Source organism: Fibrobacter sp. UWH9 (assembly GCF_900129715.1).
GTDB lineage: Bacteria > Fibrobacterota > Fibrobacteria > Fibrobacterales > Fibrobacteraceae > Fibrobacter.
This window is the reverse complement of the sequence record NZ_FQWP01000018.1, coordinates 43,774-65,467: the sequence shown is the minus strand read 5'-3', so window position 1 is coordinate 65,467 and position 21,694 is coordinate 43,774. Positions and strand designations below refer to the sequence as shown.

Below are 21,694 nucleotides of genomic sequence, written 5' to 3'. Positions count from 1 at the left end.
TTGCAATTTAGTTATCCTAGCTGGCTCCCATCTGGGGGCCTTTTTTGCATCCTTCAGATTCCGCTCGGATTATGCATTTGCAAATAGAATTCGGGGAACATAAATCCCTTGTTCTGGAAACTTTTTCAAGCTATATTCTACTATATCACAATTATCAAGGAAAAAAAATGAATAAGATTATCCTTCTGTCTGTATTTGCTGTCGCCGCAATGTTTACCGCATGTAGCGATGATTCCTCTTCTAGCGCAAGCTCCAAGGCCTGCGTTTACAAGTACAATGGTCAGGTAACAAATTGTACCGCAAATGCTGACATGATTGAAGAAATGTGTCAGGGTGACAATGCCGAACTTGTTGAAAACTGCCCGGCAGGTTATACTGTTGAATGCCCGACCGGAGACAAGATGTTCGGTACAGAATATTACTATGGTGAAGGCATGCAATGCCCGACTTTCCTTGCAAAGTAATTTTTACTTCTTAAGTAAAAATGCCCCGCACTTTTGTGCGGGGCTTTTGCCTTGAGGACAATCGCAATTTTTGAACAAAAAAATATTTGAAGGAGCTCTCATGAAGAGAATAATTTTGTTTTGTTGTTTAGCGCTTTTGCTTTGCTCTTGTGCAGGTATTAATGTTAAGAAACCCGATATTGGAAATGTAAAGAAGATTGCTATTCTTGCTGTTACTGGTAACGAGGAATTTATTGACATTGAAGAGTTTAAAGAAAAAAAGGAAACGTTGATGTCATTTGTCGGTGGCATTATCAAGGATAATGTTGAATACTTTACCGAAGAACAGGTGACCATCGTAACTCATGGTGCAAATGAATTGCATAAGGCATTAAGTAGCATCGATGGATGGACAGTCGTTCCTTTTGAAGAAACACTCAATAGCGAAGATGTGAAAGCTTTCTTTGCAAGCGATGCAATTCAAAAGACTGCTGAGGCTATTGAAAATGCCGAAAACCATCTTCACATGGACAAGATCCATAATGCCAAAAAAACGCGTTATGTTACCCCGACTGGCATGATGCCGCTTCCTTACAACTACATTGTTCCATCTGGTCATTACTATGTGAATAACACGAAGGTGGAAGATTTTATTCTAAAGCCGGTTGGCGAACTTTGTGAAAAGCTTGATGTCGATGCTATCGCTATTGCGGATTTTCAGTTTGCCTACGAAAAAGGGATGATGACCAAATTGATGAATCGCGTGACTCCGATTGTCCGTGTGGATGTGGCCTTGGTTGACAAGTCCGGTAATATGATCCTTTATTCTGATCGCGGCTGGGATCAGTTTGAAGGCGATGACTATGCCCGCTATAGCAATGGGGGCGTTGACATGAAGGCCAGTGGTACCGTGGATGTGTATAGGGCTGCAGTCAACAAGGCTGTGGAAGGTTTTAAGAAAAAAGCCGCCGCAAAGATTGGTAAGTAGTTCTTTTACTTCTTAAGGAAAAATGTCCCGCACTTTGTGCGGGACTTTTTCTTTTTATGGGAAAATTACTTAAGGAAAATTTGCAAGGGCTTTTGACGAGGTCGCCTGGGTTGTAGATTTCGTCGGGGTCGGTCATCACACGAAGCTTGTGGCTTTCTGCGTTGCCTACACCGGGAAGTTCTGCAATCAGTTCTCCGAATGCACAAGTTACCTTGTCATCGGAAGCACGCTTGCATTCCAGAATATTGCACTCGCCCATGAAGGTGGCCACAAAGCGATTCACCGGATGTTCGTAAACATCTTCGGGAGAACCATCCTGCACAATCTGGCCCTTGTACATCACCAGCACGCGGTCGCTTACGGCGATGGCTTCGTCCTGGTCGTGAGTCACCATGATGAAGGTAGTGTCCGTCTTCTTCTGGACTTCCTTCAGTTCCACCTGGAGTTTCTTGCGGAGGTTTGCATCAAACGCGCTGAGGGGTTCGTCCAGCAACAGAATGTCGGGCTCGTTCACCAAGGCGCGGGCATTTCGTTTTTCAGGTCGGTGATGTTCACCATTTCCATCATGGCGTTTACGCGCTTCTCGATTTCGTCCTAAGGAACCTCATGACTCTTGAGGCCGAAAGCGATGTTGTTAAAAACGTTCAGATGGGGAACAGGGCGTAACTCTGGAACACCGTGTTGATGGGGCGGTGTGCCGGAGACTTGTTGGAAATGACTTCGCCACTGAGAATCACTTCGCCTGCGTCGGCTTTTTCGAAGCCTGCGATAATGCGAAGGAGCGTGGTCTTTCCGCAACCGGAAGGACCAAACAAAGTCACGAACTGGCCGTCCTTGATGAATACGTCAATTCCCTCGAGCACGGCCTTTTCGCCGAAGCTCTTGGAAACGTTCTTGACCTGAAGATCGAAAGATTTCATATTTAGTGGCTAGTGGTTAGTGATTACTGTTTACTAACCACTGTTTACTAACCACTGATTCAGCTATGCAGGTACTCGATGATGGCGTCGTGGATGGTGGTGAACACGCTGCGCAGTTCTGCTTCGTCTTCTTCAAGCAGCGTCACGCGGAAGCCCTTGAGGTCTGTGCAGAAACTGGTGCTGGGCACCACGCAGATACCCTTTGCTCCCAACAGATAGTACACGAAGCGGTAGTCCAGATTTTCGGTCTTGGAGCACCATTCTTCAACCTTGGCCTTGATCTGCGGATTGTCGATCTTCAGGCTCTGGTGGTTGTTCAGAACACCTTCACGGAAGATGATGGTGTTGTAGAATGCACCGTAAGTGGGGTTGAAATACAGTTCCGGAATGTCGGAAAGAATTTCGTTAATAATAGCGCTACGACGGCCAATCTTTTCGTTCAGAGCCTGGCGGTGTTCCATGAAGCGAGGATCGCCCAGCACGCGAGGAATGGTCATCTGGGGGAGTGTGGTGGAGCAGACTTCAACCATCTTGGCGTTGTCAAGAGCGCGGCAGAAGGCGTCGAACTGTTCGTCCTTGTCGCGGTTGTAGTATTCAGCCCAGCCGCAACGTGCGCCCGGCCACGGATATTCCTTGGAGATACCCTTCAGAGCGATAGCCGGAACGTCGCCGATGTATTCGGCCAGAGCGTAAGCCTTTGCTCCATTGTAGGTAATCTTGTTGTAGATTTCGTCGCAGATGATGAACAGGTTGTAACGCTTTGCGATATCAACGATCTTCTGGAGAATTTCAAGAGGATAGACCATGCCAGTGGGATTGTCCGGATTCAGAATCAGGATGCCAGCGATGGAGGGGTTGTACTTCACCTTGTTTTCAAGTTCTTCCAGGTCCGGATACCAGTGGTTTTCCGGCTTCATGCTGTAGGTGATAGGAGCAGAGTGTGCATGTGCTGCTTCTGCAGAGCTGTGGGTGCTGTATGCAGGAGACGGTCCAATGATACGGGTGGTCATGGACAGGAGGCTGTACAATGTGGCGATTGCATCACCGAGGCCGTTGAAGAACAGGATGTCGTCAACGGTAATCTGGGCGCCGCCCAGTTTGTTGGTTTCCTTCACGATGAATTCGCGGGTTTCCAGCATACCCTTGGACGGGCAGTAACCATAGGAACGGTTTTCCTTGGAAAGGTCCACGACGATGTCCTTGATCCATTCAGGGACCTGGCACTTCTTTTCAATGGGGTCGCCGATGTTTTCCCAGTGGATCTTCGGCATGCCCAGCGTTTTCAGGAGGTTCGCCTTCTTAACGATCTCACGAATTTCGTAAGACAGTTCCTTGGCACCTTCGGTAAGCAAACGCTTTCTCATTTTATACTCCTGTATCGTATTGAAAATTCAAATAATTTACCGCTTAATAATAGATAAAAAATGATTTTGAATTTTCCTTGTTTGTTGTTTTTGGTTTAAAATTGGCTAAAATAAAAAGAGCCGTCCTTGCGGGACTGCCCTTTTGAAATCCTTTTATCTGTTTCACCAGTTGGTTGCGTACAGACCTTTACAATTCCTGAACAGTCGCGTATGATTCAACACAGGCTCGTGCTTCCGCCGCGCCCGCCGCAATCGCTGCTGCGAAGATGTTCTGTTCAAGAATCATTTTCATGTCCAAAAATATACTTCTGGATTTTATGTAAGTCAAGGCATAAAAAGTCTTTTTTTGGGGAAAATTGGACTCCAAATTAAGTTTTTTCCCGATTTGGAGCCTGTGTTTTTAGTTTGTATAAAATGCTTTTGAGGGGACGTTCATTGAAATGGACTCCAAAATGGGAGTTGCTGTGAATATGGAGCCCATTGGATTCAGTTAAAGTGAATTTTATTGTTAGTTTGTGTGTAATATTGGGCTCCGAATCTGCAAAATGGGGGCGTGTGGAGCCCAAAAAATGAAAAAAGCCTGCCTATTTTTTTTACATTTTGTACATGGCTTCTGAAACTTTATATGACCCAATCCGCAAGAAGGATGTCCCGGCGACGCCCGAAGAACACGTGCGCCAGGCGACTATCCGTTATTTGCTGGACCAGGTGAAAGTTCCGGAACATTTGATTGCGGTAGAGTTTTCGTTGAATGTCGTTGATCCGAAGACGGACGACCGTGTGGACATTATGGTCCATAACTTCCGTGACGGTGCTACGATAGACAAACCTTGGCTTCTGGTGGAGTGCAAGGCTCCCGGGGAATACAACTGGCCTGCTTTACAGCAGCAGTTAAACAAGTACCTGCAGATTTTGACTCCCAATTATGTGATGCTATCCCTTGGGGATGGGGTCCGTTATTTTAAGCTAGACGGAACAACAAAACGTTTCGAAAAAATTGAGACTTTGCCAATATTCCAATAAGTGGCTGTTCTTGATTTTGATGTCACTGCACCACGGAGGTGACTTCTCCGTCGCGAAGGCGAGTGGTCATCTTGTCGCCAGCTTTTAACTGACTTGCGTTACGTATAAACTTACCTGCGGCGTCCAGAGTGAGGGAATATCCCTTGGCTAAGGTGGTTGCCGGGTCTGCCGCTTTTACACGTACTTCGGATAGAGTAAATTTGGATTTGGCGAGGTCAAGAATTTTGCGGGATCCTTGTTTTAAACCTTCTGTGTTTCGGTCCAGTCGGGCACTCTCGTCTCGAATGATGTAATTCAGGTCTCGTTTTAAATTGCTTCCGCAAACGGCTAACTTTGTTTTTTCGTTCTGAATTTTAGCTGTTACTTTTTGCTGTAGGCGGGCACCTGCATTGGCCAAGGTCTGGTTTTCCCGAAGGATTGCGTCCTTGGCGCCGATGGCTACATTTTGGGCGGCTACAAGCATTTTGTTCCAGCCATCATTGACTCGGTCAATAATGCGCTTGGCGGTATCTGTAGGCGTGATGCAACTTTGGTAGGCCACCTCGTCCAGCAAACTTTTATCAATTTCGTGGCCGATGCCGGTGAAAACGGGAATGTGATAGTTGGCTACAGCACGGCAGAGGGCTTCGCTATCGAAGTAATTCAAGTCGGTCTTGGATCCTCCTCCACGGACGATGCAAACGACATCGAGAGAAGGCTCGCGGGCAAGTTTTTCAAGCGCAGCCAATACCGACTTTTCTGTTTCTTCTCCCTGCATCTTGGCGTAAACGGTCATGACCTTAAATGCGAAAGGGGAGTCTGATAGCTTTGATGTAAAATCCTTAAAGGCGGCTGTCTTTTCGCCGGTAATTAAACCGATGCGCATGGGCATTTCGGCAAGATCCAGACTCTTGTTTTTTTCTAGCAAGCCTTCTACGGCCAGACGTTTTAGAATGGCACTCTTTGTAAGGGCCAGTTCTCCAACGGTGTATACCGGGTCAATGTCCAGAATCTGGGCTTGTAATCTCCCGGTGGGAATATAAAGGTCTGCTTTAATCTGTAAGCTTACCTTTAATTCTTCCCGTAATTCGAAGGGTTGTTCAAAACTCTGGATCTTGGCGAGGATGTAGGCAAAACGGCTGGCAAAACAAGTCAAGTCCAGGGCGGCAACGGGCTTGACACTTCCTTCCACAAAGTCGGCGATACTGATGTAGACAATGTTGGGTTTTACCGTCATTCGGGTAATAACCCCGCGAACCCATACAGAAGGGGTTTCTTCAACCCTCTTTTTTAGGGATGTCAGGTACTGGGTAACGGTAAAGGACTTGATTTCTTGCGCCATGAGGCAGAATATAATTATTTATGCAGACCAAAATTTTATTTTTATAGAACTATGGCAAAAGTTGTATCTGCAATGGAAGCACGTCAAAATTTTGGCAACCTGTTGAACCAGGTTGCCATTAAGGACGAAGAGATTGTTATTGAACGTGCCGGTAAGCCCTTGGCTCGCCTGGTGAGTGTCGCTGCACCCGCAGCCGGCAAGCTGGACTTTCGCGATATCGGAAAACTTCCCAATCAGATTTGGGAAGAATAATCCTTTTTAGTCTGCGGCCTTGATGATCGAAATCTTCAGGGTGTCGCGCATAGAGGGGTCAGCCTTGCTCTGGGCAATAATCTTGGCTGTTTCTCCAATACCGCTTTCCTGGATCATCAGGTAATCAGAAGAAATTTCCTGTTCATCATCATCGTCGCTACAACGGTACAAGTTGTCGCGGTTGATGTAGTTCAGGGATTCGCAGGGAACGAACCAGCTCACATCGGAACCAATTTCCTTCCACTGGGAGGAACTCTTTGCTTCGAAGTTGAAGTTGTTAATGTCCTTGAAGCGGAGGACGGAACCGGCAGACTTCTTAATGAGAGTCATTGGTTCATCCTTTTCGAGGTCGTAGAAGTTCATGCTCTTCAGAAGGCCGGGCTGCTGAACCATCACGAAAAGCTGCAGCACGTATTTCAGGGAATCCGATACACCGGAAAGGGCGTAGGAATTCAGACGCAGGTAGTGCAGGTAGTAGGGTCCCTTTGCAGGAACCTTCAGTTCCCCACCATAGGTGCAGCTGATGGAGGCGACCACTTTCTTGTCCTTGTTCAGGATTTCGCAGGTGGAGGGGCTGTTGAAATTGTCTTCACTGTAGTTTGCTATCCAGTGCTTTACCATCAGGGAATCGCCCTTCTCGTAATTACCAATCCAAACGAACTGTTCCTGACGCAGGTTGTAACGGTAGATTTCTGCTTCGGGGAGATCCTTGGGACGGTCCGTCTGGAAGGTTTCGCCAGGATACTTGATGGAATCCGGGTTGGCGAAGTATTCGCCCTTTTCGAGTTCGCGGGAACGGGTGGTTGTGGTAAAGAATGCGAAAGGACCGCTCCACACGCTGGAGAAAGTTTCCGGAGTAATCTTCAGAGACCAGCTTGTGGTGTCGTTGGGAATCATCATGGTGTCGATTTCGGATACGGCTTCGCTCAGTAGGGAATCGTTTTCGAAAAGTTCGCACTTGTTCAGGTTGGTTCCTTCGGTGGTCAGGTTCAGGCTGTGGCCTTCGCTGGCGGCGAAATCAATCGTGATGTTTTCGGGAGCGTCATCACCCATAAGGATGATGCCACGCAAGGTGTCGCTCATTTCCATGGAAACGGAATCGTTTTCGCCGGTGTATTTGTAATAGGATGTGTCAATCTGAACAAAAAGACGTGCCGTAGATTCGTTCGTGAATTCACCCTCGATTTCCAGGTAGTAGTGGTTGGGGGTGAATACGACAAACTGGTTGGAGTCCCTATAGGTGGAGTCCGGCTTTGTTCCCAGACTGGGTACCATGTAGTTGTCATAAATGGAATCACGATGGGCATCGTTACGAGGAATTGCCGTAAGAGCCTTCAGTGCTTCGCCGTATTCGCTTCTAATGCGGATTTTTTCGCTGGCAATGTTTGCCACGGAAGCCTTGACTCTGATGCGGCTGCCTCGGGTGAGTTCACCGATGTACAGAGGAACTTTTGTGGCGAGACTGTCGATGTAGATTTCGCTACTGTCTTTTGCATCGGCAGTATCCTTGATCAGTTCGATGTTCAAGTCCAGCTTCTTGTTCAAAACGATAGTGTCACCGTAGTCGATGTCGGCTCGGGTGCTGATGGATGAACTGGAAGGTACATAACCGAATTCCTCCGGTTCTGAATTGGAACTGGAATCGTCTCCGCATGCGAAAAGGAGACAAGTGGTGCCGGCAATGGCGGCTAACTTAAGTCCTAGAGTAAAGATGTTCTTGATGCTCATAATTGTTCCCTAGTTCAAGATATAGAATTTCTGTTCGGCAGAGAATGCTTCGCCAACCACCTTAAGAACGTACTTGCCGGTGGGGAAGGCCTTTGCCTTGAATTTGATCGTGGTCTTCTTTTCGCCGTCCAGTTCGCGGGCGGCAACGGTAAGCATACGTTTGCCGAATTCGTTCAAGATTTCAATTTGAACAAACTGCGGGTAACCGACGGTCAAGTCAAAGCTGCATTCGAGAGTATAAATATCTACAACGACCTTGGTCAAGGTATAACCACCATCCATGGCGTCACCACCTACGGACTTGGTGTTGTCGAAGTAGCCGACCATCAGGGACGGAGCAAAGTTTTTGCCTGCGTTATGAGACGGAAGAACGACTTCGTTGGTGTCGACTGCGGTTAGGATCAAGGTGTACAGGTTGGAAGGATGCTTGCGCTTGAAGAATTCTGTAAGTGTAGGTGTACGGAGGAATGCACCAAGAGGAGCCTTGGGATTCAAGGTGATAATGCCAAGGAAGTCTGCATACTTGGTGTCGACACCGCCACCAGAATTCTTGCGGATGTTGAATTGACCACCGGGCTGGGGAAGGTTGGCGGGAGCGTTTTCCCAGGTAAGTTCGTAGTCGGGCCAGTCAACGCCTAGCTTCTGGTCGCCGAACTTCATGTCCTTTCCAGTTTCCTTGAGACCAAAGATGTTCAGTTGCATGGGCTTCTTGATGGAGTCCACGGTTGCTGGATCGAATTCCAACTTAAGGGCTGCGTCAAACAGAGGACCGGGCAATGCGGAAAGGTCGAACTTGAGGTAAATCTTTCCCACGGAACCGGCGGTGTTAGAAACTCGCAGTTCAGGGTCTGTGTTGTGGGGGCTATAGTTGTCGAATTCAGAAATCCAGGTGGCTGCTCCGCGACCGCTGGGGATGTTGTCTCCATCGTTGTCGAGAGTGGTGTAGCGCTTGTCGAACACGTAAACCTTTGCGGTATCGTATCCAATCTGGTAACCGTCATCGCCAGAGAAAATCACATTGTAACGTCCACTTGCCGTAAAGGAAATGTCGGTTTCGTATGCGGAACTGTCAGAGAAAATAATCTTACCCGGACCGGCGCCTTTTTTCCAGTGGACCGGCACTTCGCAAAGACCGTCGCCACGGCCGTCATCGATAATCGTGCCGGTAACGCGGATGCGGTTCGGCTGAACAATCAGCAATTCGTCGGGGATCTTGGCGATGGGTTTTTCGTTGGAACCCTGCTTAGGAGCATAGCCCACAAACACGGGCAACAATGCACCGCCGCTTTCGGTTCGGGAAAGTTCTGTGCCCAGGAGGGACTTGATTGCAGATCCCTGTCGAGATTCCTCGATAACCTTGTGGAAGGGATTGCCTCGAGTCAATGTTTCACGGAGGCCAACAATAGAAAGGCCTGCGTTGTCATTGATGAACATGGGGCGGTCCTTGGCCTTGTCGCTATCCACCACCTGCACGCCGATCAGTTCTGCGGAACCCTTGTTGAAGTTCTGAAGGATGGTGTTACCTTTCTTGGCTGTAAGACCTAAAATCCAGATTGTACCGCCATTGTTGGTAATCTTGGGACCCTTGGTGTCGCCCATCATGGTAACCTGACGGCCCCACAACTTCTGGTTGTGGTTCAGCTGGATTGTTCCAACAGCCACGTCTTCCAGGAAGAAGTCGCCTCGGCCGTGTTCATCGGTTTCCAGAGAACGGAGCATGGTGTTCTTGATCAAAATGCTTCGGGTGGACTTCTGGATGATGCCGCTACCGAATTCAGAGAATCGTTCGATGGTCAACTCATTGAAGGCTCCGTTTTCTACGATGAACTTGCCCTTGCCGTCGATTCGACCTTCGATACCGATAATTCTGCGGATTCGGTTACGAATATAAATGTCACGGTTGATGGTCCAGCGGCCTCCCGGGGGGAAGTACAGAGTTTCTGCACCGTCATCAATGGCTTCCTGAATGGCCTTGGAGTCATCGGAACCGGTATTGGAGCGTCCACCGTAGTCGCCTGCGATGGTAATCCAGTTATCGGCCTTCTGTTCTGCGTAGTTGGGGGTTTCTGCCACGGCAACACGCATAGTCTGCTTGGGACTATGGCAGAGCTGGCGGCTTTCCTGAGTGGTAAATTCAATGATTTCGCTGTTAGACAGGGCGTCCATGACGCCTTTTTTCTTGGAGGTCAGCATGGTCTTGAAACGGCTGACCTTCATGGATCTTGCGAACAGTTCGCTTTCGTTCTTGATTGCGGTTGTGGGCTTGCCCTTCTTCTGTTCGTTGTCAAACTCCAGGGTTCCGTCTACAAGGCTCATGATGGCATAAGGGCCGTGGTTGTAGACTGCAGGAACATATCCCTTGAAACGTAGGGCTCTAATTGCCAGGTTCATGTCTTCATTTTCCAGACCGTACTTGGTCTGTCCGCCCAGGGTGACGTGTTCCATGGTGACCGTTCCCTGTTCGCCCTTGGCGTAAACGCCGACCTGGAAACCGCGGATTTCCACGTTCTTCAGGAGCAGGGGACCAACGCCTTCGCTAAAGCCCAGGTCAATACCATACACACCGGTAGAGTCGCCGGAGTAAATCTTTACATTGTTGATGGCGCCCTGGTTGGAGGCGTTGAACTGGATACCGATGGCGCCGGGGTTGCCCTTGCCGGTACGGATGGTCATATCGCGGATGGCGTTACGGATTCTGGGCTCGGGACCCATACCCGTGTTAATGGCTGCCTTGGGGAAGTCCGGATTGTCAAAGCCGTAGGTACTATCAGCTAACTGGAGAATGGTTCCGCCGATGCTCTGACCTTGAAGAATGGTTCGTCTGCTGGAATTTTCTGCCTTTTCTGTGGTGGGCCAAACCAGCTGGTCGGTAATTTTATAGATGCCATGGGGGAGATAGATGATGTAGTCTCCATCCGGATGGTCGTTCAATGCCTTCTGAATGGCTTCGGTGTCGTCGGTCTTGCCGTCGGCCTTGGCGTGATACGGATCCTTGGTGACGTTGATGACCTTGGAACCCAGGGGAAATTCCACCTGGGCAAAAATATTGCTTGCAAATAGGGCGGAAACCGCCAGAATAAACCTAAAACCTCTACACATACTTAAAACCTCGTATGTTATACAATATAACTAGAAATTTACATAAGTAAAAAAAACACCTATTTAAGGAAGGCTCAAAATGGAGTGTTTCTTACCAAAAACATACAATGTTTAGGCTTTACCGGCATTTTTCGTAGACGAATGGGTTGTGGTCGCCCTGGACTTTGAAGATTCGACGGTCTCTTTCGCATTCTTTTTCTGTGACTGGGTACATTTTGTCCCAGGCTTCAAAAAGTTTGCGGTCTTGTTTAGACAAATTAATCCCATAAGTCTTTTCCATGTAGAAACTGACTCGTGCAATAATGCCTCTCGCTTCCTCTCTAGGCTGGGCTTTTTTCTCCTTGAAGTCGACGATGGTCTTGCACTTGCCGTACATGGGTTCGGGATTGTTGGTCCACTGGCTGTACATGAAGTTGTTGCGGTCCCCGTTCACTTCGCCGATGGCCGGGTAGAGGTTATGAAGGTCCCCTTCCATGATCTTGAATGTGGAATCATTGGCGCTGCAGTTCTTGCGGCCCCCATCTTTCCAGCAGGGGAGAAAGTGGCCCATGTTGTGGGCGGTCACGATGTGTTCCCATTCGATGGAGTGGGCGCGTTTCAGGCTTTTGCGGTTGGGGTTGTGGCGGGGCTCGAAATCGCAGGAGGAAAAGTCTACGGTTTTCTTGTCTAGGTATCGACAGCCGCAGTACAGGGTTTCCTGCAGTTCCCCATAATAGATGCGGCGCATCTGCTTGCCTGCTTCGCGGTAATTATAATGCCTGGGTTTGGCCTCCGGATCGACCTTGGCCTGGGCAATTATGGCTAGACCGCAAATTACGGCCAGCAGTATAAACGTAAAAAATTGGCGTGCTCCCGCTTTTTTTCTGGACATATAAAGAATACTCGATATAAAAAATGGATGTGCTATAAAGGTACATTAATTTTTAAATTTGGCGCATGCAAAACGCAGGTATGGAATACTTGAATTCCCGACTGATGTTCGGGATGATGCCGGGGCTCGAATCGACTCGTAGACTTTGCGAGGCCTTAGGCAACCCTCAGGAAAAGTTTAAGACCATCCATGTGGTGGGTACTAACGGCAAGGGCTCTACCAGTTTCTATCTGGCGGGAATCCTTCAGGCCCATGGCTATAGAACGGGCTTGTATACCAGCCCTCATTTGGTGAGTTTGCAGGAGCGTATTCGCGTAAACGATTTGCCCATTGGTGCCGAAGATCTGGATCGCCTGCTTCTGAAGGTAAAGTCTGCTGCAGAGTCCATTAACGCCGGTGCCGCGGAAGTGGTAATCGAACCCACCTTCTTTGAAGTGCTTACGCTTGTGGCATTCCTCTATTATGCGGAACAGAAAATAGATGTTGTTGTTCTGGAAGCGGGTATGGGCGGTCGACTGGATAGCACTGCCGTTGCCGAGGGCGATATTGCCGTGGTGACCAGCATCGGTCTAGAACATACGGAGGTTCTCGGGACAACGGAATCGGCAATCTTGAAAGAAAAGATGGCTGTGCTGGGGGAGGGCGACCTTCCCGGAAAGACATTTGTAGTTGGAGGCTTGTCGCAGGAACTTTTGGCAGAGGCTCGTCTATTTGCCGAAAATCGTGGTGCCACTTTAGCCGTGCCTGAAATCCGTGGAGACATTGTGCTTCCGAATCTTGGACGTCATTATGTGGAAAATGCCAGCCTGTCGATGATGGCGGCGAAGATGTTCTGCAATTCAATGGCTGGACGCATGGCTTTTGATGATGCTCTGGCGGTACGAACCTTGGCGACCCGCAGCTGGGCTGGTCGTATGCAGACCCTGTCAGACTCAAATGGCCAGGTGCGTTTCATCTTGGATGGAGCTCACAATTCCCATGCCGTTAAACGCCTGGTGGAAACGCTGTCGCAGTATTATCCGGGGCAGAAGTTCCATTGTGTTTTTGGAGCCCTGAAAGACAAGGATGTTGGTGAAATGCTGAAGCTGATGGCACCCCATGTAAGTCATTGGCATATTACCAAGACACCTTATCCTAGGTTTAGAGAACTGGATGACCTGCGTGAACTTCTTGCCGGGCTCGGTTTGAATGTGGCCAGTGAGGGCTTACTTTCTCGTGAGTTCCTGGATCAGGTGAGCGCTGCTGCTTCTGCTGATGATGCGGCTCCCGTGCTGATTACGGGGAGTCTCTACATGATTGGCGAATGTGTGCAGGCACTAAAGAATGACTGTGATGGCCTGGCGTTCTTCCGCGGTCTTGAACCTACGACCAACGAGCATCGTTAATTCTTTTATTATTTAGGTAAGCCTATGAAAAAAGCCTTGCAGATAAACTGCAAGGCTTTTGAATTTAGACTTTTAAACCTAAAGGATTAGTCCAGTTCTGCGTAGGACTTTTCTGCCAGGGCGCGAACCTTCTGCACAGTGGCTTCATCCAGCTTGTCGTTACGTTCCTTCATGGAAGCAATCAGTTCGTCAACCAGGTTTACGTCCAGGACCATCACGCCATATACGTTGAACTTACCGTCTTCGGAAACTTCAACCTTCACATCGGTAAAGGTAGCGCCGTTCAGGTGGGTGTCGATCTTGGTCTTGGAAGTGGTCTGGAAGTGTTCCACCAGGGCTTCCTTTCCTTCGACGTCAACTTGTTCCTTGAAGTTCTTGGTGATTGCCTTGACCTGAATGTCCACAGCGCGAGCCAGGTCAACGCGGGCATTCTGGTCTGCCTTTTCGTATGCAACCTGTTCGTCAGAGGAAACGCCCTTACCGAGGCCAGCAATCCTGTGTTCAGACTTGATGTACTTGGTCTTGAGGTTCTGCATTTCGGTCATGGCGCTTGCTGCTTTCTGCTGGGGAGTGCTGGAACAACCAATCAAAAGAGCTGCAACAGACAATGCGGCGACAAAAAACTTTTTCATTTTAATAATCTCCTTGCAAAAACGTGGTTTTTGACTGCAATGTCAAACTTTGTAACAAAAATATGATAATTAAATTATTCGGTCAAGATATGGCCCAAAAAAACTGCAAAGATGTGGTTCTGCACGTTCTTTTTGGGCTTTTTTGACGTATTTAGGCCTTTTAAGTGGGTTATTTACTTTTACAGTAATCCATTCAAAAACTTCGGTCCGTTGTAGGGCAGGCTTTTTTCCTTCGTGTACGCAGTAGTGGGCTACCGGGATCGTTTTTTTCGCAGAAGCCCATAAGCAGAACATCAAATTCCTGCTCGGTGCGTTTTGTTTTGCTTGTGTTGCAATTGGTTTCGCTTTGACTTCCGCGGAAACGCTGCCCGTAAAATTGGGAAGAATTTTTTGGGCGTTCTCTAAAGAATAGATTCCATTTTCTTTGGGGGGCAGGGAATGTTAAGGATTTTTCGCAAGTTAAACTGTCTTTAAAGCATTTGAAACCGGCAGGGTGATGTGTGACTGTGTCCTCCACCTGTTCTGGGATGGAAGTCTCAATAACAATGTAGGCTTCGGCTTTGTATCGGTAGCAGTTGATGTCTTTTTCGAGGGGGGAGCATTTAACATCGCCAATGCAAAAAAGATTGCATAGAAACTGTAGAAAGGGTTGCTTATCTTCATTAATATATATAAGTAAAGTAATGCTGATTTGTAAAAAAATAAGAGCCATTTCCCTAAGGAAATGACTCTTGAATTTTTATGGACGCACGGGAGCACCGCGCTGCGCTCGGCTTACTTGTTGTTCAGCTTGATCAAGTTCAGGGCGGAGCCTGCCTTGAACCATGCCCACTGAGTCTCGTTGTAGGTGTGGTTCAAAGTGATGTTTTCGCAGCTGCCATCCTTGTGGTGGATAGCGAGGGTCAGAGGCTTGCCCGGAGCAAATTCGGTAAGACCGATAATGTCGAACACGTCCTGTTCCTGAATCTTGTCGTAGTCGGCAGGATTTGCGAAGGTGAGAGCCAGCATGCCCTGCTTCTTCAGGTTGGTTTCGTGAATACGGGCGAAGCTCTTCACGATCACGGCCTTGACGCCCAGGAAGCGGGGTTCCATAGCGGCGTGTTCGCGGCTGGAGCCTTCACCGTAGTTTTCGTCACCGATAACGATGGAGCCGGTACCCTTGGACTTGTAAACCTTGGCAAGTTCCGGAACTTCCTTGTATTCGCCGCACTGGCAGAGAACCTTGTTGGTTTCGCCGTTGAATGCGTTTACAGCACCGATGAGCATGTTGTTGGAAATGTTTTCCAGGTGACCGCGGTAGTTGAGCCACGGACCAGCCATGGAAATGTGGTCGGTGGTGCACTTGCCCTTGGCCTTGATCAGGATCGGAGCACCCATGATGTCCTTGCCATCCCATGCTGCAAACGGAGCCAGAGCCTGGAGACGCTTGCTTTCCGGATTGATGGTCACGGTGATGGAGGAACCATCTTCTGCCGGAGCCTGGAAGCCTGCGTCCTTCACTTCGAAGCCGTTGACCGGGAGTTCGCACTTTTCAGGAGGATCCAGCTTAACAGCCTTGCCTTCCATGTTGGTGAGAGTGTCGGTCATGGGGTTGAAGCGGATGTCGCCAGAGAGGGCGGCGATCACAGCCATCAGCGGGGAAGCCACGAATGCATGAGTATTCGGGTTGCCATCGGCGCGCTTTGCAAAGTTACGGTTGAAGGAGTGAACGATGGTGTTCAGTTCCTTCTTGTCGGCACCGGCACGGTCCCAACGGCCAATGCAAGGACCGCAGGCGTTGGTCATGATGGTTGCGCCAAACTGCTTGAACAAGTCGATGAGGCCGTCGCGTTCAGCGGTGTAGCGGACCTGTTCGGAACCCGGGTTGATGATGAGCGGGCACTTGGGGCCGAGACCTTTGGCGAGAGCCTGCTTGATCATGCTTGCAGCCATGAAGAGGTCTTCGTAGCTGGAGTTGGTGCAGGAACCGATGAGGGCTGCGGAAACCACCGGGGTAGATTCCGGCTTGGCGACCGTAGCCTTGATGGATTCGGCCATGTCGGTAACAGCGAATGCGCGGTCCGGGCTGAAGGGACCGTTGTAGTGGGGAACGAGAGTGGAAAGGTCGATTTCCACAACGCGGTCGAAGTACTTTTCCGGTTCGGCTTCAACTTCCGGGTCAGCCTGGAGGTAAGAAGCGATCTTGTCGGCGGCTTCGGCAACTTCTGCACGGCCGGTGACCTTGAGGTAACGGCTCATGGAATCATCGTAGCTGAAGGTGGAGCAGGTAGCGCCCACTTCTGCACCCATGTTGGCGATGGTTGCCTTGCCGGTAGCGGAGAGGCTACGAGCGCCTTCGCCGAAGTATTCGATAATAGCGTTGGTGCCGCCCTTAACGGTGAGGATGCCAGCGAGCTTCAGGATGATGTCCTTAGCGGTGGCGAAGCCCTGGAGCTTACCGGTGAGCTTCACACCGATCATCTTCGGGTACTTCAATTCCCAGGGGAGGCCAACCATGGCATCCACAGCGTCAGCACCGCCAACACCGATAGCCAGCATGCCGAGACCGCCTGCGTTCACAGTGTGGGAGTCGGTACCGATCATCATGCCACCGGGGAATGCGTAGTTTTCGAGAACCACCTGGTGAATGATGCCTGCGCCCGGAAGCCAGCAGTCGATGCCGTACTTTGCGGAAACGGACTGGAGGAAGTCATACACTTCCTTGCTGTCCTGCTTTGCCTTGGGAAGGTCGACTTCTACACCTTCCTTGGCGATGATCAAGTGGTCGCAATGTACAGAACTTGGAACAGCGACCTTGGATTTTCCAGCAGTTGTAAACTGGAGGAGTGCCATCTGGGCGGTTGCGTCCTGCATGGCAACGCGGTCCGGGTTAAATTCGGCAAAATCAGTACCACGAACATACTGCTTGGATTCTGCACCGTCGATCAAATGGGTGTAGAGAATCTTTTCTGCAAGGGTGAGGGGGCGGCCAAGGAGCTTGCGGGCGCCGTCAACGCGGGCTGGCATCTTGGCATAGACCTTCTGGATCATGTCGAAATTGAAAAGCATAGTGTCTCCTGAAGCTATCAGCTACGAGTCTTGAGGTGTGAGCTAAATAGTCGCACCGAGGGCGCCTAACTTAAACTCATCACTCACTACTCATAACTCACTGCTATGGTGGTTTTGTGTTTAGATTTTTCGGCTAAAAATCTAGAAAAATCTTGCAAAATTTATGCCAAGCCTGCTCACGAAACTTTAGTCCAGGATGTATTCATCAAACGTGATGGCTCCACTCAACAAATCGATGCAGTCCTGTTCCATCATTTCAACGATGGTTGAGGGAGAAAGCAGGTCCGGAGTCATTTCTGGATCGGTTATGTAAATTGTATAGTCTTCGCATTGAGCGTTGAATTCTTCCTGGACTTTCTGGCAGATTTTTGTAAATGTTTCTGCGTCAATGCCGGTATAGGTGTCGGTTATGGATGCTCCATTACTGTTTATCGTCATATATGAAGTTTCCGACCGGCCGTCTGCAGTGACAATTTGCATAGTATAGGGGTCGCTGGGCGATATTTGACAGGAAATGGAATTTTCCTGAGTCGTTGAATTTCCACCATTCGGTGATGTTTCTGGCAGAGGATCGTTTGTTACTGGCACGTCATTTGTGACAGTATCGCTTGTGCTGGAACCTGCCAAGAACTCCTGCTCCCCCGCTTTGCAAAGGCTAATCTGGACTTGAATAATTTGATTCATATCCATGGATGTATTTGCACTGGAGTAGATCTGGACATGGTTGTCTTCGCAATCAATATTTGCCTTTCCAGATTTAATCATGGCTTCATACATGGTCTTGGCTTGTTCGCACAGTGATTTCATAGTTGGCGAAGATGCTAATGAAGACTCTGTATAAGAGGTGGTTTCAAGATAGCCTGGGGTGTAGGTGGAGTGGCCGGTTGAGGTTGTTGTTTCTCTGGGTTGGCTAGTCCTTGAAACAACTGTAAAAGTATTTTCTGTAGCGTAGATGGAACAGCTGTAACTTTTATCGCCCTTCTGATTGGAGCTTGTGTACACTTCCCTGCCTGTGCTGGCAGGATCCTTGAACCAGTTTTCCTCGGTAACAGAAGAAGCTGTTGCGTTGGAAGAATTTTCTGATGTGCAGGCGCATAGAATTGCTCCCAAGGACAGTGCACCAAGGAAAAAAGGACGCTTATTCATTTTCATAGAACCCCCATTGTTTTTTCGAAAAAATTTAGTATGAAATATCTTTTTATATGTTGGAACAACGGCTGATTGCGTTTTGAATTACGTAATCAAAAATATCTTTAAAAGGTCCATTGACTGCTCCGCTATTGTTTAGCTTTACGTAGTTCCTGGTGCATTCAATGTCTGCATCTTGGTTATCCTTTTTGACGGATAAACAAAGTGCCTCCATGACGTCTTCTGAGGATGGATCCGCTTCAACGTAAACAGTGGTACTGGCTGTTGGGTACTTTATTATCGTTTGGACAGTCGTTGTTACATGAAAACCCGAAGAATTTGTTGTTGAAACTTCGTATACAGCATTTTCGCTTGCGTAAATGCTGCATTCAATGCCGTTAAGTCGGTCTCCGTTCTTGTTTGAATAAACCTCTTCGCCTGCATTTGCTGGATTGGATACCCAACTTTCGGTAGACGGTCCGCTTGAATTATCTGAACAGGCACAGATTAAGGAAATAATGAATATTCCTAAACAAGAAAAATTTGCTTTGAAAATCACAGTCGTATCCTCCATACGTACGGGAAATATAATATTTTATTAGTGTACGGAGAAAATTTTCAAAACGTCTAGACTCCAGATTTTACGCGGTCTAGACTTTTATTTTGCCGTTGCAAGCCCCCTCCCTAGAAATTTGGGTGCTACGATGTGCAAGGTGGATGCTGCAGCATGCGTTCCCAGTACCGTTCAAGGCTGCGCTGCACAAGGGTCAGGAGAAGGTTCGCGATGATGACTGTATGGACCTTTATACCGCCTTTCTTCTTTCCAATTTTCGGGTCCCTGCCGACACCCCTGAAAACCAGGTTGGAGAACAGCGTCACCGTTGTGGAATCGATGATTTTGAGCCGTCCCAGCCATCCGGGCAGCCCGTTGAGGCGGGTTCTTCGTCTGAGGAGCCTGCCATTTTTATTTTTGGCTATATTTTTTACCGGACACTAATAACAATAATTAAGCTAGATTGGTATGATAAAGGATGAAGGATTTTGCAAATGAACTGTTTGTTTAAAAGTAAACGTACCTTGAGTGCTGCCCTTTGTGGACTGGCTTTTTTGACCGGCTGCTCGGACGTCAATCTCGATGCCAATGAAAATGTGATTGTCGAAGAGCTTTCTTCATCTTCGCATAAACAAAATACTGGTTCTTCCGGGCAAATTGAAGCTGAATCTTCTTCCGAATTAAATGAGGCGGAATCGTCTTCCTCAGAAAAAAGTAAGATCGAATCTTCTACCGATTCAATTCCGGAGACGATTGGAACGTCATCATCATCTGAAATTTCTTTACAGGATTATAGTTCTAGTTCAAATGACGTAGTTTCCTCTTCGTCTGGGGAACTTGTTGCGGAAAAACTTTATGATATGGAAGTCCGTTCCTATCAATATGAATTTGGTGGTCTTGATTTTCTTCAGTTAAGAATTGTAAATAATGAAGAATTTATATTGGATAGTGTTGAGTTGAGATTGTATGCAAAAGCAAAACCTGAAGAGATTAAAGTTGTAGCGGGTGTTGACGATAAAATTGGTTCATGCCCTTTGCTTGTAGATGCTGATATTTGCCAAGCCTATGATGAAAACGGATTTAATCAACCTTGCTTAGGAAAGAATGGCGAATATGCAGATGCTTCTATGAGAGGTGCGATGCGTGAAGTTGTTCCTCTTCCTTTAACGAATTCTTATGATCCTGTAACAGGAGAGTCCGTTTGGGTCATAACAGTACCTTTAGCTTCTGCGGTGATAAATTCGAAATCTTCGATGAGACTTGATGTTGGTTTTTCTTATGGTATTTATGCGAATGATTGGTGTGAAACGTTTAGACAACCTGCAAAGAAACGTTTCTTGATTCCCAATGAAAAGGACTGGTCGTGGATGCCCCATTCTGCTGATGTAGATGGAATTGATTATGTGGGAATGCCGCAAGAAGATAAGGATTATGGAGACGTTGCTGATGTTCCTATAAATCCGTTTATAGCGGTGTATCGCAACGGCGTGAGAATTTGGGGTAATCCACCGAAACTTTAAAAAATGAAAATCCGATTTCGCGACGAACGAAACCGGATTTTTTAATGGATTGGTTTTGCGAGATTATTCGCCGAGACAAGCGTCCATGGCGGCGATGACCTTCTTCTTTTCCATGTGCTGGCCGATGAAGACCAGGCGGACAATGCGGTCGCCGTACTTTTCGTCCCAGACCTTCAACAGGTCCGGATTTTCCTTGAGGATTCGTTTCTGTTCGGCTTCGGGTTCAGAGGCGAACCAGGGGCCGAAATTCTGGGCAGAGGCTTGTTTGCCGGCTTGTTCAAACAGGTAGCTGGTATCCCTTTCGTCTTCGAACCACAGGAGACCCTTGGTGCGGATGATGCTGTTGGGATAATTGTCCAGGAACACTTCGAAACGTTCGCGGATCAGCGGACGACGGCGTTCATACACGAAGGTAGAAATGCCGTATTCATCGCCATGGGGATGATCCTTGTCGTGGTGATGGCCGCAGTGGCAAACACCATGTTCGTGGTCGCAGTGGCTGTGGTCTTCGTCATGGTCATGATGATGTTCATGTTCGTCATCATCGTCATCATCATGGTGGTGATGGCAGACGCCATGTTCATGGTCGCAGTCGCTATGGTCTTCGTCGTGGTCGTGATGGTGATGATCTTCGTGATCGTCATCGTCTTCGTCGATGTCTTCTTCGTCTACGGACTTACCCAGTTCCTTAGCCCAGGCAGCAGAATTTGCCACCTTTTCAAAGTCAAACTGCTTGGTGTCCAGAATGTCGGACATTTCAACCTTACCGAAGTTGGTCTCGATCATCTTGGCTTCGGGCTGGAGAGCTCGAACCACGGCCTTCACCTTTTCGAGATCGTTCTTGGAAAGCTGATCCACCTTGTTCATGATGATGGTATTGCAGAATTCGATCTGCTGGATCAGAAGGTTTGCGATGTCGGTTTCTTCAAGATCCTTCTGGAGAAGCTTCTGGCCACCGCCAAATTCGTCGGCCAGACGGCAGACGTCAACCACGGAAACCACGTTGTCCAGGTGGCAGGGGAGAGGTTCGCCCTTGGTGCTCTGGAGCTGCATGCCGGCCATGCAGATGGTCTGTGCGATAGGTACCGGTTCGCAAATACCGCTTGCTTCAATAAGAATGTAGTCGAACTTGCCGGTTTCGAGAATTTCGGCAATCTGTTCCAGCATGTCCTGCTTCAGGGAACAGCAGATGCAGCCATTGGAAAGGGGAACCACGGTGCCGTCGTCGGCCTTAGTGATGTTTCCGCCCTTTTCAATCAGGGTCTGGTCGATATTCACTTCACCAATGTCGTTAACGATAACGGCGACGTGATAGCCTTGCTGGTTGTTAAGAACGTAATTGAGAAGAGTAGTTTTTCCGGCTCCTAAGTAACCGGTGAGCACTGTAATAGGTACTGACTTTTTCATAGCCGAAAATCT

19 protein-coding genes and 1 pseudogene are annotated in these 21,694 nt (G+C 48.4%); 6 read left to right on the top strand and 14 right to left on the bottom strand.

What is annotated here, in order from left to right; genetic code table 11:
• The first annotated feature begins 167 nt into the window (after nt 1-167).
• Together BUB94_RS12860 and BUB94_RS12855 are read left to right on the top strand one after the other, a co-directional pair.
• The gene (locus BUB94_RS12860; protein WP_073158317.1) at nt 168-464 is read left to right on the top strand and encodes a hypothetical protein; all 297 of its coding nucleotides are present in this window, start codon (nt 168-170) and stop codon (nt 462-464) included.
• A gap of 100 nt (nt 465-564) precedes the next feature.
• Nucleotides 565-1,431: a hypothetical protein gene (locus BUB94_RS12855; protein WP_139260225.1), complete on the top strand. Its 867-nt coding sequence runs from the start codon at nt 565-567 to the stop codon at nt 1,429-1,431.
• Here BUB94_RS12855 and BUB94_RS12850 read toward each other — a convergent pair.
• The 3 genes from BUB94_RS12850 to BUB94_RS12840 form a co-directional block, all read right to left on the bottom strand.
• Entirely contained in the window at nt 1,397-1,948 is a 552-nt protein-coding gene (locus BUB94_RS12850; RefSeq protein ID WP_073237690.1) for an ATP-binding cassette domain-containing protein, read from the bottom strand. The genes BUB94_RS12855 and BUB94_RS12850 overlap by 35 nt on opposite strands.
• A 127-nt stretch (nt 1,949-2,075) precedes the next feature.
• Nucleotides 2,076-2,351, bottom strand: coding sequence for an ATP-binding cassette domain-containing protein (locus BUB94_RS12845; protein ID WP_073237687.1), 276 nt, complete (start codon nt 2,349-2,351; stop codon nt 2,076-2,078).
• A gap of 59 nt (nt 2,352-2,410) precedes the next feature.
• Nucleotides 2,411-3,715 carry a pyridoxal phosphate-dependent aminotransferase gene (locus BUB94_RS12840; protein ID WP_073158328.1) on the bottom strand — a complete coding sequence of 435 codons (1,305 nt, stop codon included), beginning with the start codon at nt 3,713-3,715 and terminating at the stop codon, nt 2,411-2,413.
• A gap of 606 nt (nt 3,716-4,321) precedes the next feature.
• On the opposite strand from BUB94_RS12840, the gene BUB94_RS12830 reads away from it, so the two are divergent.
• Complete coding sequence (locus BUB94_RS12830; RefSeq protein ID WP_073158334.1) at nt 4,322-4,738, top strand: type I restriction enzyme HsdR N-terminal domain-containing protein; 417 nt, start codon at nt 4,322-4,324, stop codon at nt 4,736-4,738.
• Between the two features lie 22 nt (nt 4,739-4,760).
• On the opposite strand, the gene xseA is transcribed toward BUB94_RS12830, so the two are convergent.
• A complete protein-coding gene (gene xseA, locus BUB94_RS12825) occupies nt 4,761-6,059 on the bottom strand; it encodes an exodeoxyribonuclease VII large subunit (RefSeq protein WP_073158337.1) in 1,299 nt (432 codons plus the stop codon).
• A 51-nt stretch (nt 6,060-6,110) separates the two neighbouring features.
• On the opposite strand from xseA, the gene BUB94_RS12820 reads away from it, so the two are divergent.
• Complete coding sequence (locus tag BUB94_RS12820) at nt 6,111-6,311, top strand: type II toxin-antitoxin system Phd/YefM family antitoxin (protein ID WP_073158340.1); 201 nt, start codon at nt 6,111-6,113, stop codon at nt 6,309-6,311.
• Nucleotides 6,312-6,317: 6 nt separating this feature from the next.
• Here BUB94_RS12820 and BUB94_RS12815 read toward each other — a convergent pair whose 3' ends face one another.
• The 3 genes from BUB94_RS12815 to BUB94_RS12805 all read right to left on the bottom strand — a co-directional run bounded on the left by BUB94_RS12815 (nt 6,318) and on the right by BUB94_RS12805 (nt 12,009).
• Nucleotides 6,318-8,039 (bottom strand): hypothetical protein, encoded by a 1,722-nt coding sequence (locus BUB94_RS12815; RefSeq protein ID WP_073237681.1) that lies wholly within the window; start codon nt 8,037-8,039, stop codon nt 6,318-6,320.
• A gap of 9 nt (nt 8,040-8,048) precedes the next feature.
• Nucleotides 8,049-11,138: a glycosyl hydrolase family 28-related protein gene (locus tag BUB94_RS12810; RefSeq protein WP_073237679.1), complete on the bottom strand. Its 3,090-nt coding sequence runs from the start codon at nt 11,136-11,138 to the stop codon at nt 8,049-8,051.
• A 118-nt stretch (nt 11,139-11,256) separates the two neighbouring features.
• Nucleotides 11,257-12,009 (bottom strand): endonuclease, encoded by a 753-nt coding sequence (locus BUB94_RS12805; protein WP_073237676.1) that lies wholly within the window; start codon nt 12,007-12,009, stop codon nt 11,257-11,259.
• Between the two features lie 65 nt (nt 12,010-12,074).
• On the opposite strand from BUB94_RS12805, the gene BUB94_RS12800 reads away from it, so the two are divergent.
• On the top strand, nt 12,075-13,394 hold the full coding sequence (locus BUB94_RS12800; protein ID WP_073237671.1) for a bifunctional folylpolyglutamate synthase/dihydrofolate synthase: 1,320 nt from the start codon (nt 12,075-12,077) through the stop codon (nt 13,392-13,394).
• Nucleotides 13,395-13,480: 86 nt separating this feature from the next.
• Here BUB94_RS12800 and BUB94_RS12795 read toward each other — a convergent pair whose 3' ends face one another.
• The 6 genes and pseudogenes from BUB94_RS12795 to BUB94_RS17515 all read right to left on the bottom strand — a co-directional run.
• The gene (locus tag BUB94_RS12795) at nt 13,481-14,026 is read right to left on the bottom strand and encodes an LPP20 family lipoprotein (RefSeq protein ID WP_073237668.1); all 546 of its coding nucleotides are present in this window, start codon (nt 14,024-14,026) and stop codon (nt 13,481-13,483) included.
• A 193-nt stretch (nt 14,027-14,219) separates the two neighbouring features.
• Complete coding sequence (locus BUB94_RS12790; RefSeq protein ID WP_073237665.1) at nt 14,220-14,738, bottom strand: hypothetical protein; 519 nt, start codon at nt 14,736-14,738, stop codon at nt 14,220-14,222.
• 62 nt (nt 14,739-14,800) lie between these two features.
• The gene (locus tag BUB94_RS12785) at nt 14,801-17,074 is read right to left on the bottom strand and encodes an aconitate hydratase (RefSeq protein WP_073237662.1); all 2,274 of its coding nucleotides are present in this window, start codon (nt 17,072-17,074) and stop codon (nt 14,801-14,803) included.
• A 186-nt stretch (nt 17,075-17,260) separates the two neighbouring features.
• A complete protein-coding gene (locus BUB94_RS12780) occupies nt 17,261-18,226 on the bottom strand; it encodes a hypothetical protein (protein WP_073158362.1) in 966 nt (321 codons plus the stop codon).
• Nucleotides 18,227-18,272: 46 nt separating this feature from the next.
• Nucleotides 18,273-18,761 carry a hypothetical protein gene (locus BUB94_RS16520; RefSeq protein WP_139258279.1) on the bottom strand — a complete coding sequence of 163 codons (489 nt, stop codon included), beginning with the start codon at nt 18,759-18,761 and terminating at the stop codon, nt 18,273-18,275.
• A 218-nt stretch (nt 18,762-18,979) separates the two neighbouring features.
• A pseudogene (locus BUB94_RS17515) lies at nt 18,980-19,117 on the bottom strand (transposase); the annotation flags it as partial.
• A gap of 132 nt (nt 19,118-19,249) precedes the next feature.
• On the opposite strand from BUB94_RS17515, the gene BUB94_RS16510 reads away from it, so the two are divergent.
• On the top strand, nt 19,250-20,275 hold the full coding sequence (locus BUB94_RS16510; protein WP_146498113.1) for a hypothetical protein: 1,026 nt from the start codon (nt 19,250-19,252) through the stop codon (nt 20,273-20,275).
• A gap of 63 nt (nt 20,276-20,338) precedes the next feature.
• On the opposite strand, the gene BUB94_RS12760 is transcribed toward BUB94_RS16510, so the two are convergent.
• Nucleotides 20,339-21,682: a CobW family GTP-binding protein gene (locus BUB94_RS12760; protein WP_073237657.1), complete on the bottom strand. Its 1,344-nt coding sequence runs from the start codon at nt 21,680-21,682 to the stop codon at nt 20,339-20,341.
• Nucleotides 21,683-21,694: the final 12 nt, after the last annotated feature.

What these genes read in the sequence shown, in the direction of transcription:
- BUB94_RS12760 (WP_073237657.1), bottom strand. Translation starts at nt 21,682, where the DNA reads ATGAAAAAGTCAGTACCTATTACAGTGCTCACCGGTTACTTAGGAGCC.
- BUB94_RS12820 (WP_073158340.1), top strand. Translation starts at nt 6,111, where the DNA reads ATGGCAAAAGTTGTATCTGCAATGGAAGCACGTCAAAATTTTGGCAAC.
- BUB94_RS12855 (WP_139260225.1), top strand. Translation starts at nt 565, where the DNA reads ATGAAGAGAATAATTTTGTTTTGTTGTTTAGCGCTTTTGCTTTGCTCT.
- BUB94_RS12780 (WP_073158362.1), bottom strand. Translation starts at nt 18,226, where the DNA reads ATGAAAATGAATAAGCGTCCTTTTTTCCTTGGTGCACTGTCCTTGGGA.
- BUB94_RS12830 (WP_073158334.1), top strand. Translation starts at nt 4,322, where the DNA reads ATGGCTTCTGAAACTTTATATGACCCAATCCGCAAGAAGGATGTCCCG.
- BUB94_RS12790 (WP_073237665.1), bottom strand. Translation starts at nt 14,738, where the DNA reads ATGGCTCTTATTTTTTTACAAATCAGCATTACTTTACTTATATATATT.
- BUB94_RS12840 (WP_073158328.1), bottom strand. Translation starts at nt 3,715, where the DNA reads ATGAGAAAGCGTTTGCTTACCGAAGGTGCCAAGGAACTGTCTTACGAA.
- BUB94_RS12810 (WP_073237679.1), bottom strand. Translation starts at nt 11,138, where the DNA reads ATGTGTAGAGGTTTTAGGTTTATTCTGGCGGTTTCCGCCCTATTTGCA.
- BUB94_RS12795 (WP_073237668.1), bottom strand. Translation starts at nt 14,026, where the DNA reads ATGAAAAAGTTTTTTGTCGCCGCATTGTCTGTTGCAGCTCTTTTGATT.
- BUB94_RS16510 (WP_146498113.1), top strand. Translation starts at nt 19,250, where the DNA reads ATGAACTGTTTGTTTAAAAGTAAACGTACCTTGAGTGCTGCCCTTTGT.
- xseA (WP_073158337.1), bottom strand. Translation starts at nt 6,059, where the DNA reads ATGGCGCAAGAAATCAAGTCCTTTACCGTTACCCAGTACCTGACATCC.
- BUB94_RS12800 (WP_073237671.1), top strand. Translation starts at nt 12,075, where the DNA reads ATGCAAAACGCAGGTATGGAATACTTGAATTCCCGACTGATGTTCGGG.
- BUB94_RS12815 (WP_073237681.1), bottom strand. Translation starts at nt 8,039, where the DNA reads ATGAGCATCAAGAACATCTTTACTCTAGGACTTAAGTTAGCCGCCATT.
- BUB94_RS12860 (WP_073158317.1), top strand. Translation starts at nt 168, where the DNA reads ATGAATAAGATTATCCTTCTGTCTGTATTTGCTGTCGCCGCAATGTTT.
- BUB94_RS12845 (WP_073237687.1), bottom strand. Translation starts at nt 2,351, where the DNA reads ATGAAATCTTTCGATCTTCAGGTCAAGAACGTTTCCAAGAGCTTCGGC.
- BUB94_RS12785 (WP_073237662.1), bottom strand. Translation starts at nt 17,074, where the DNA reads ATGCTTTTCAATTTCGACATGATCCAGAAGGTCTATGCCAAGATGCCA.
- BUB94_RS12805 (WP_073237676.1), bottom strand. Translation starts at nt 12,009, where the DNA reads ATGTCCAGAAAAAAAGCGGGAGCACGCCAATTTTTTACGTTTATACTG.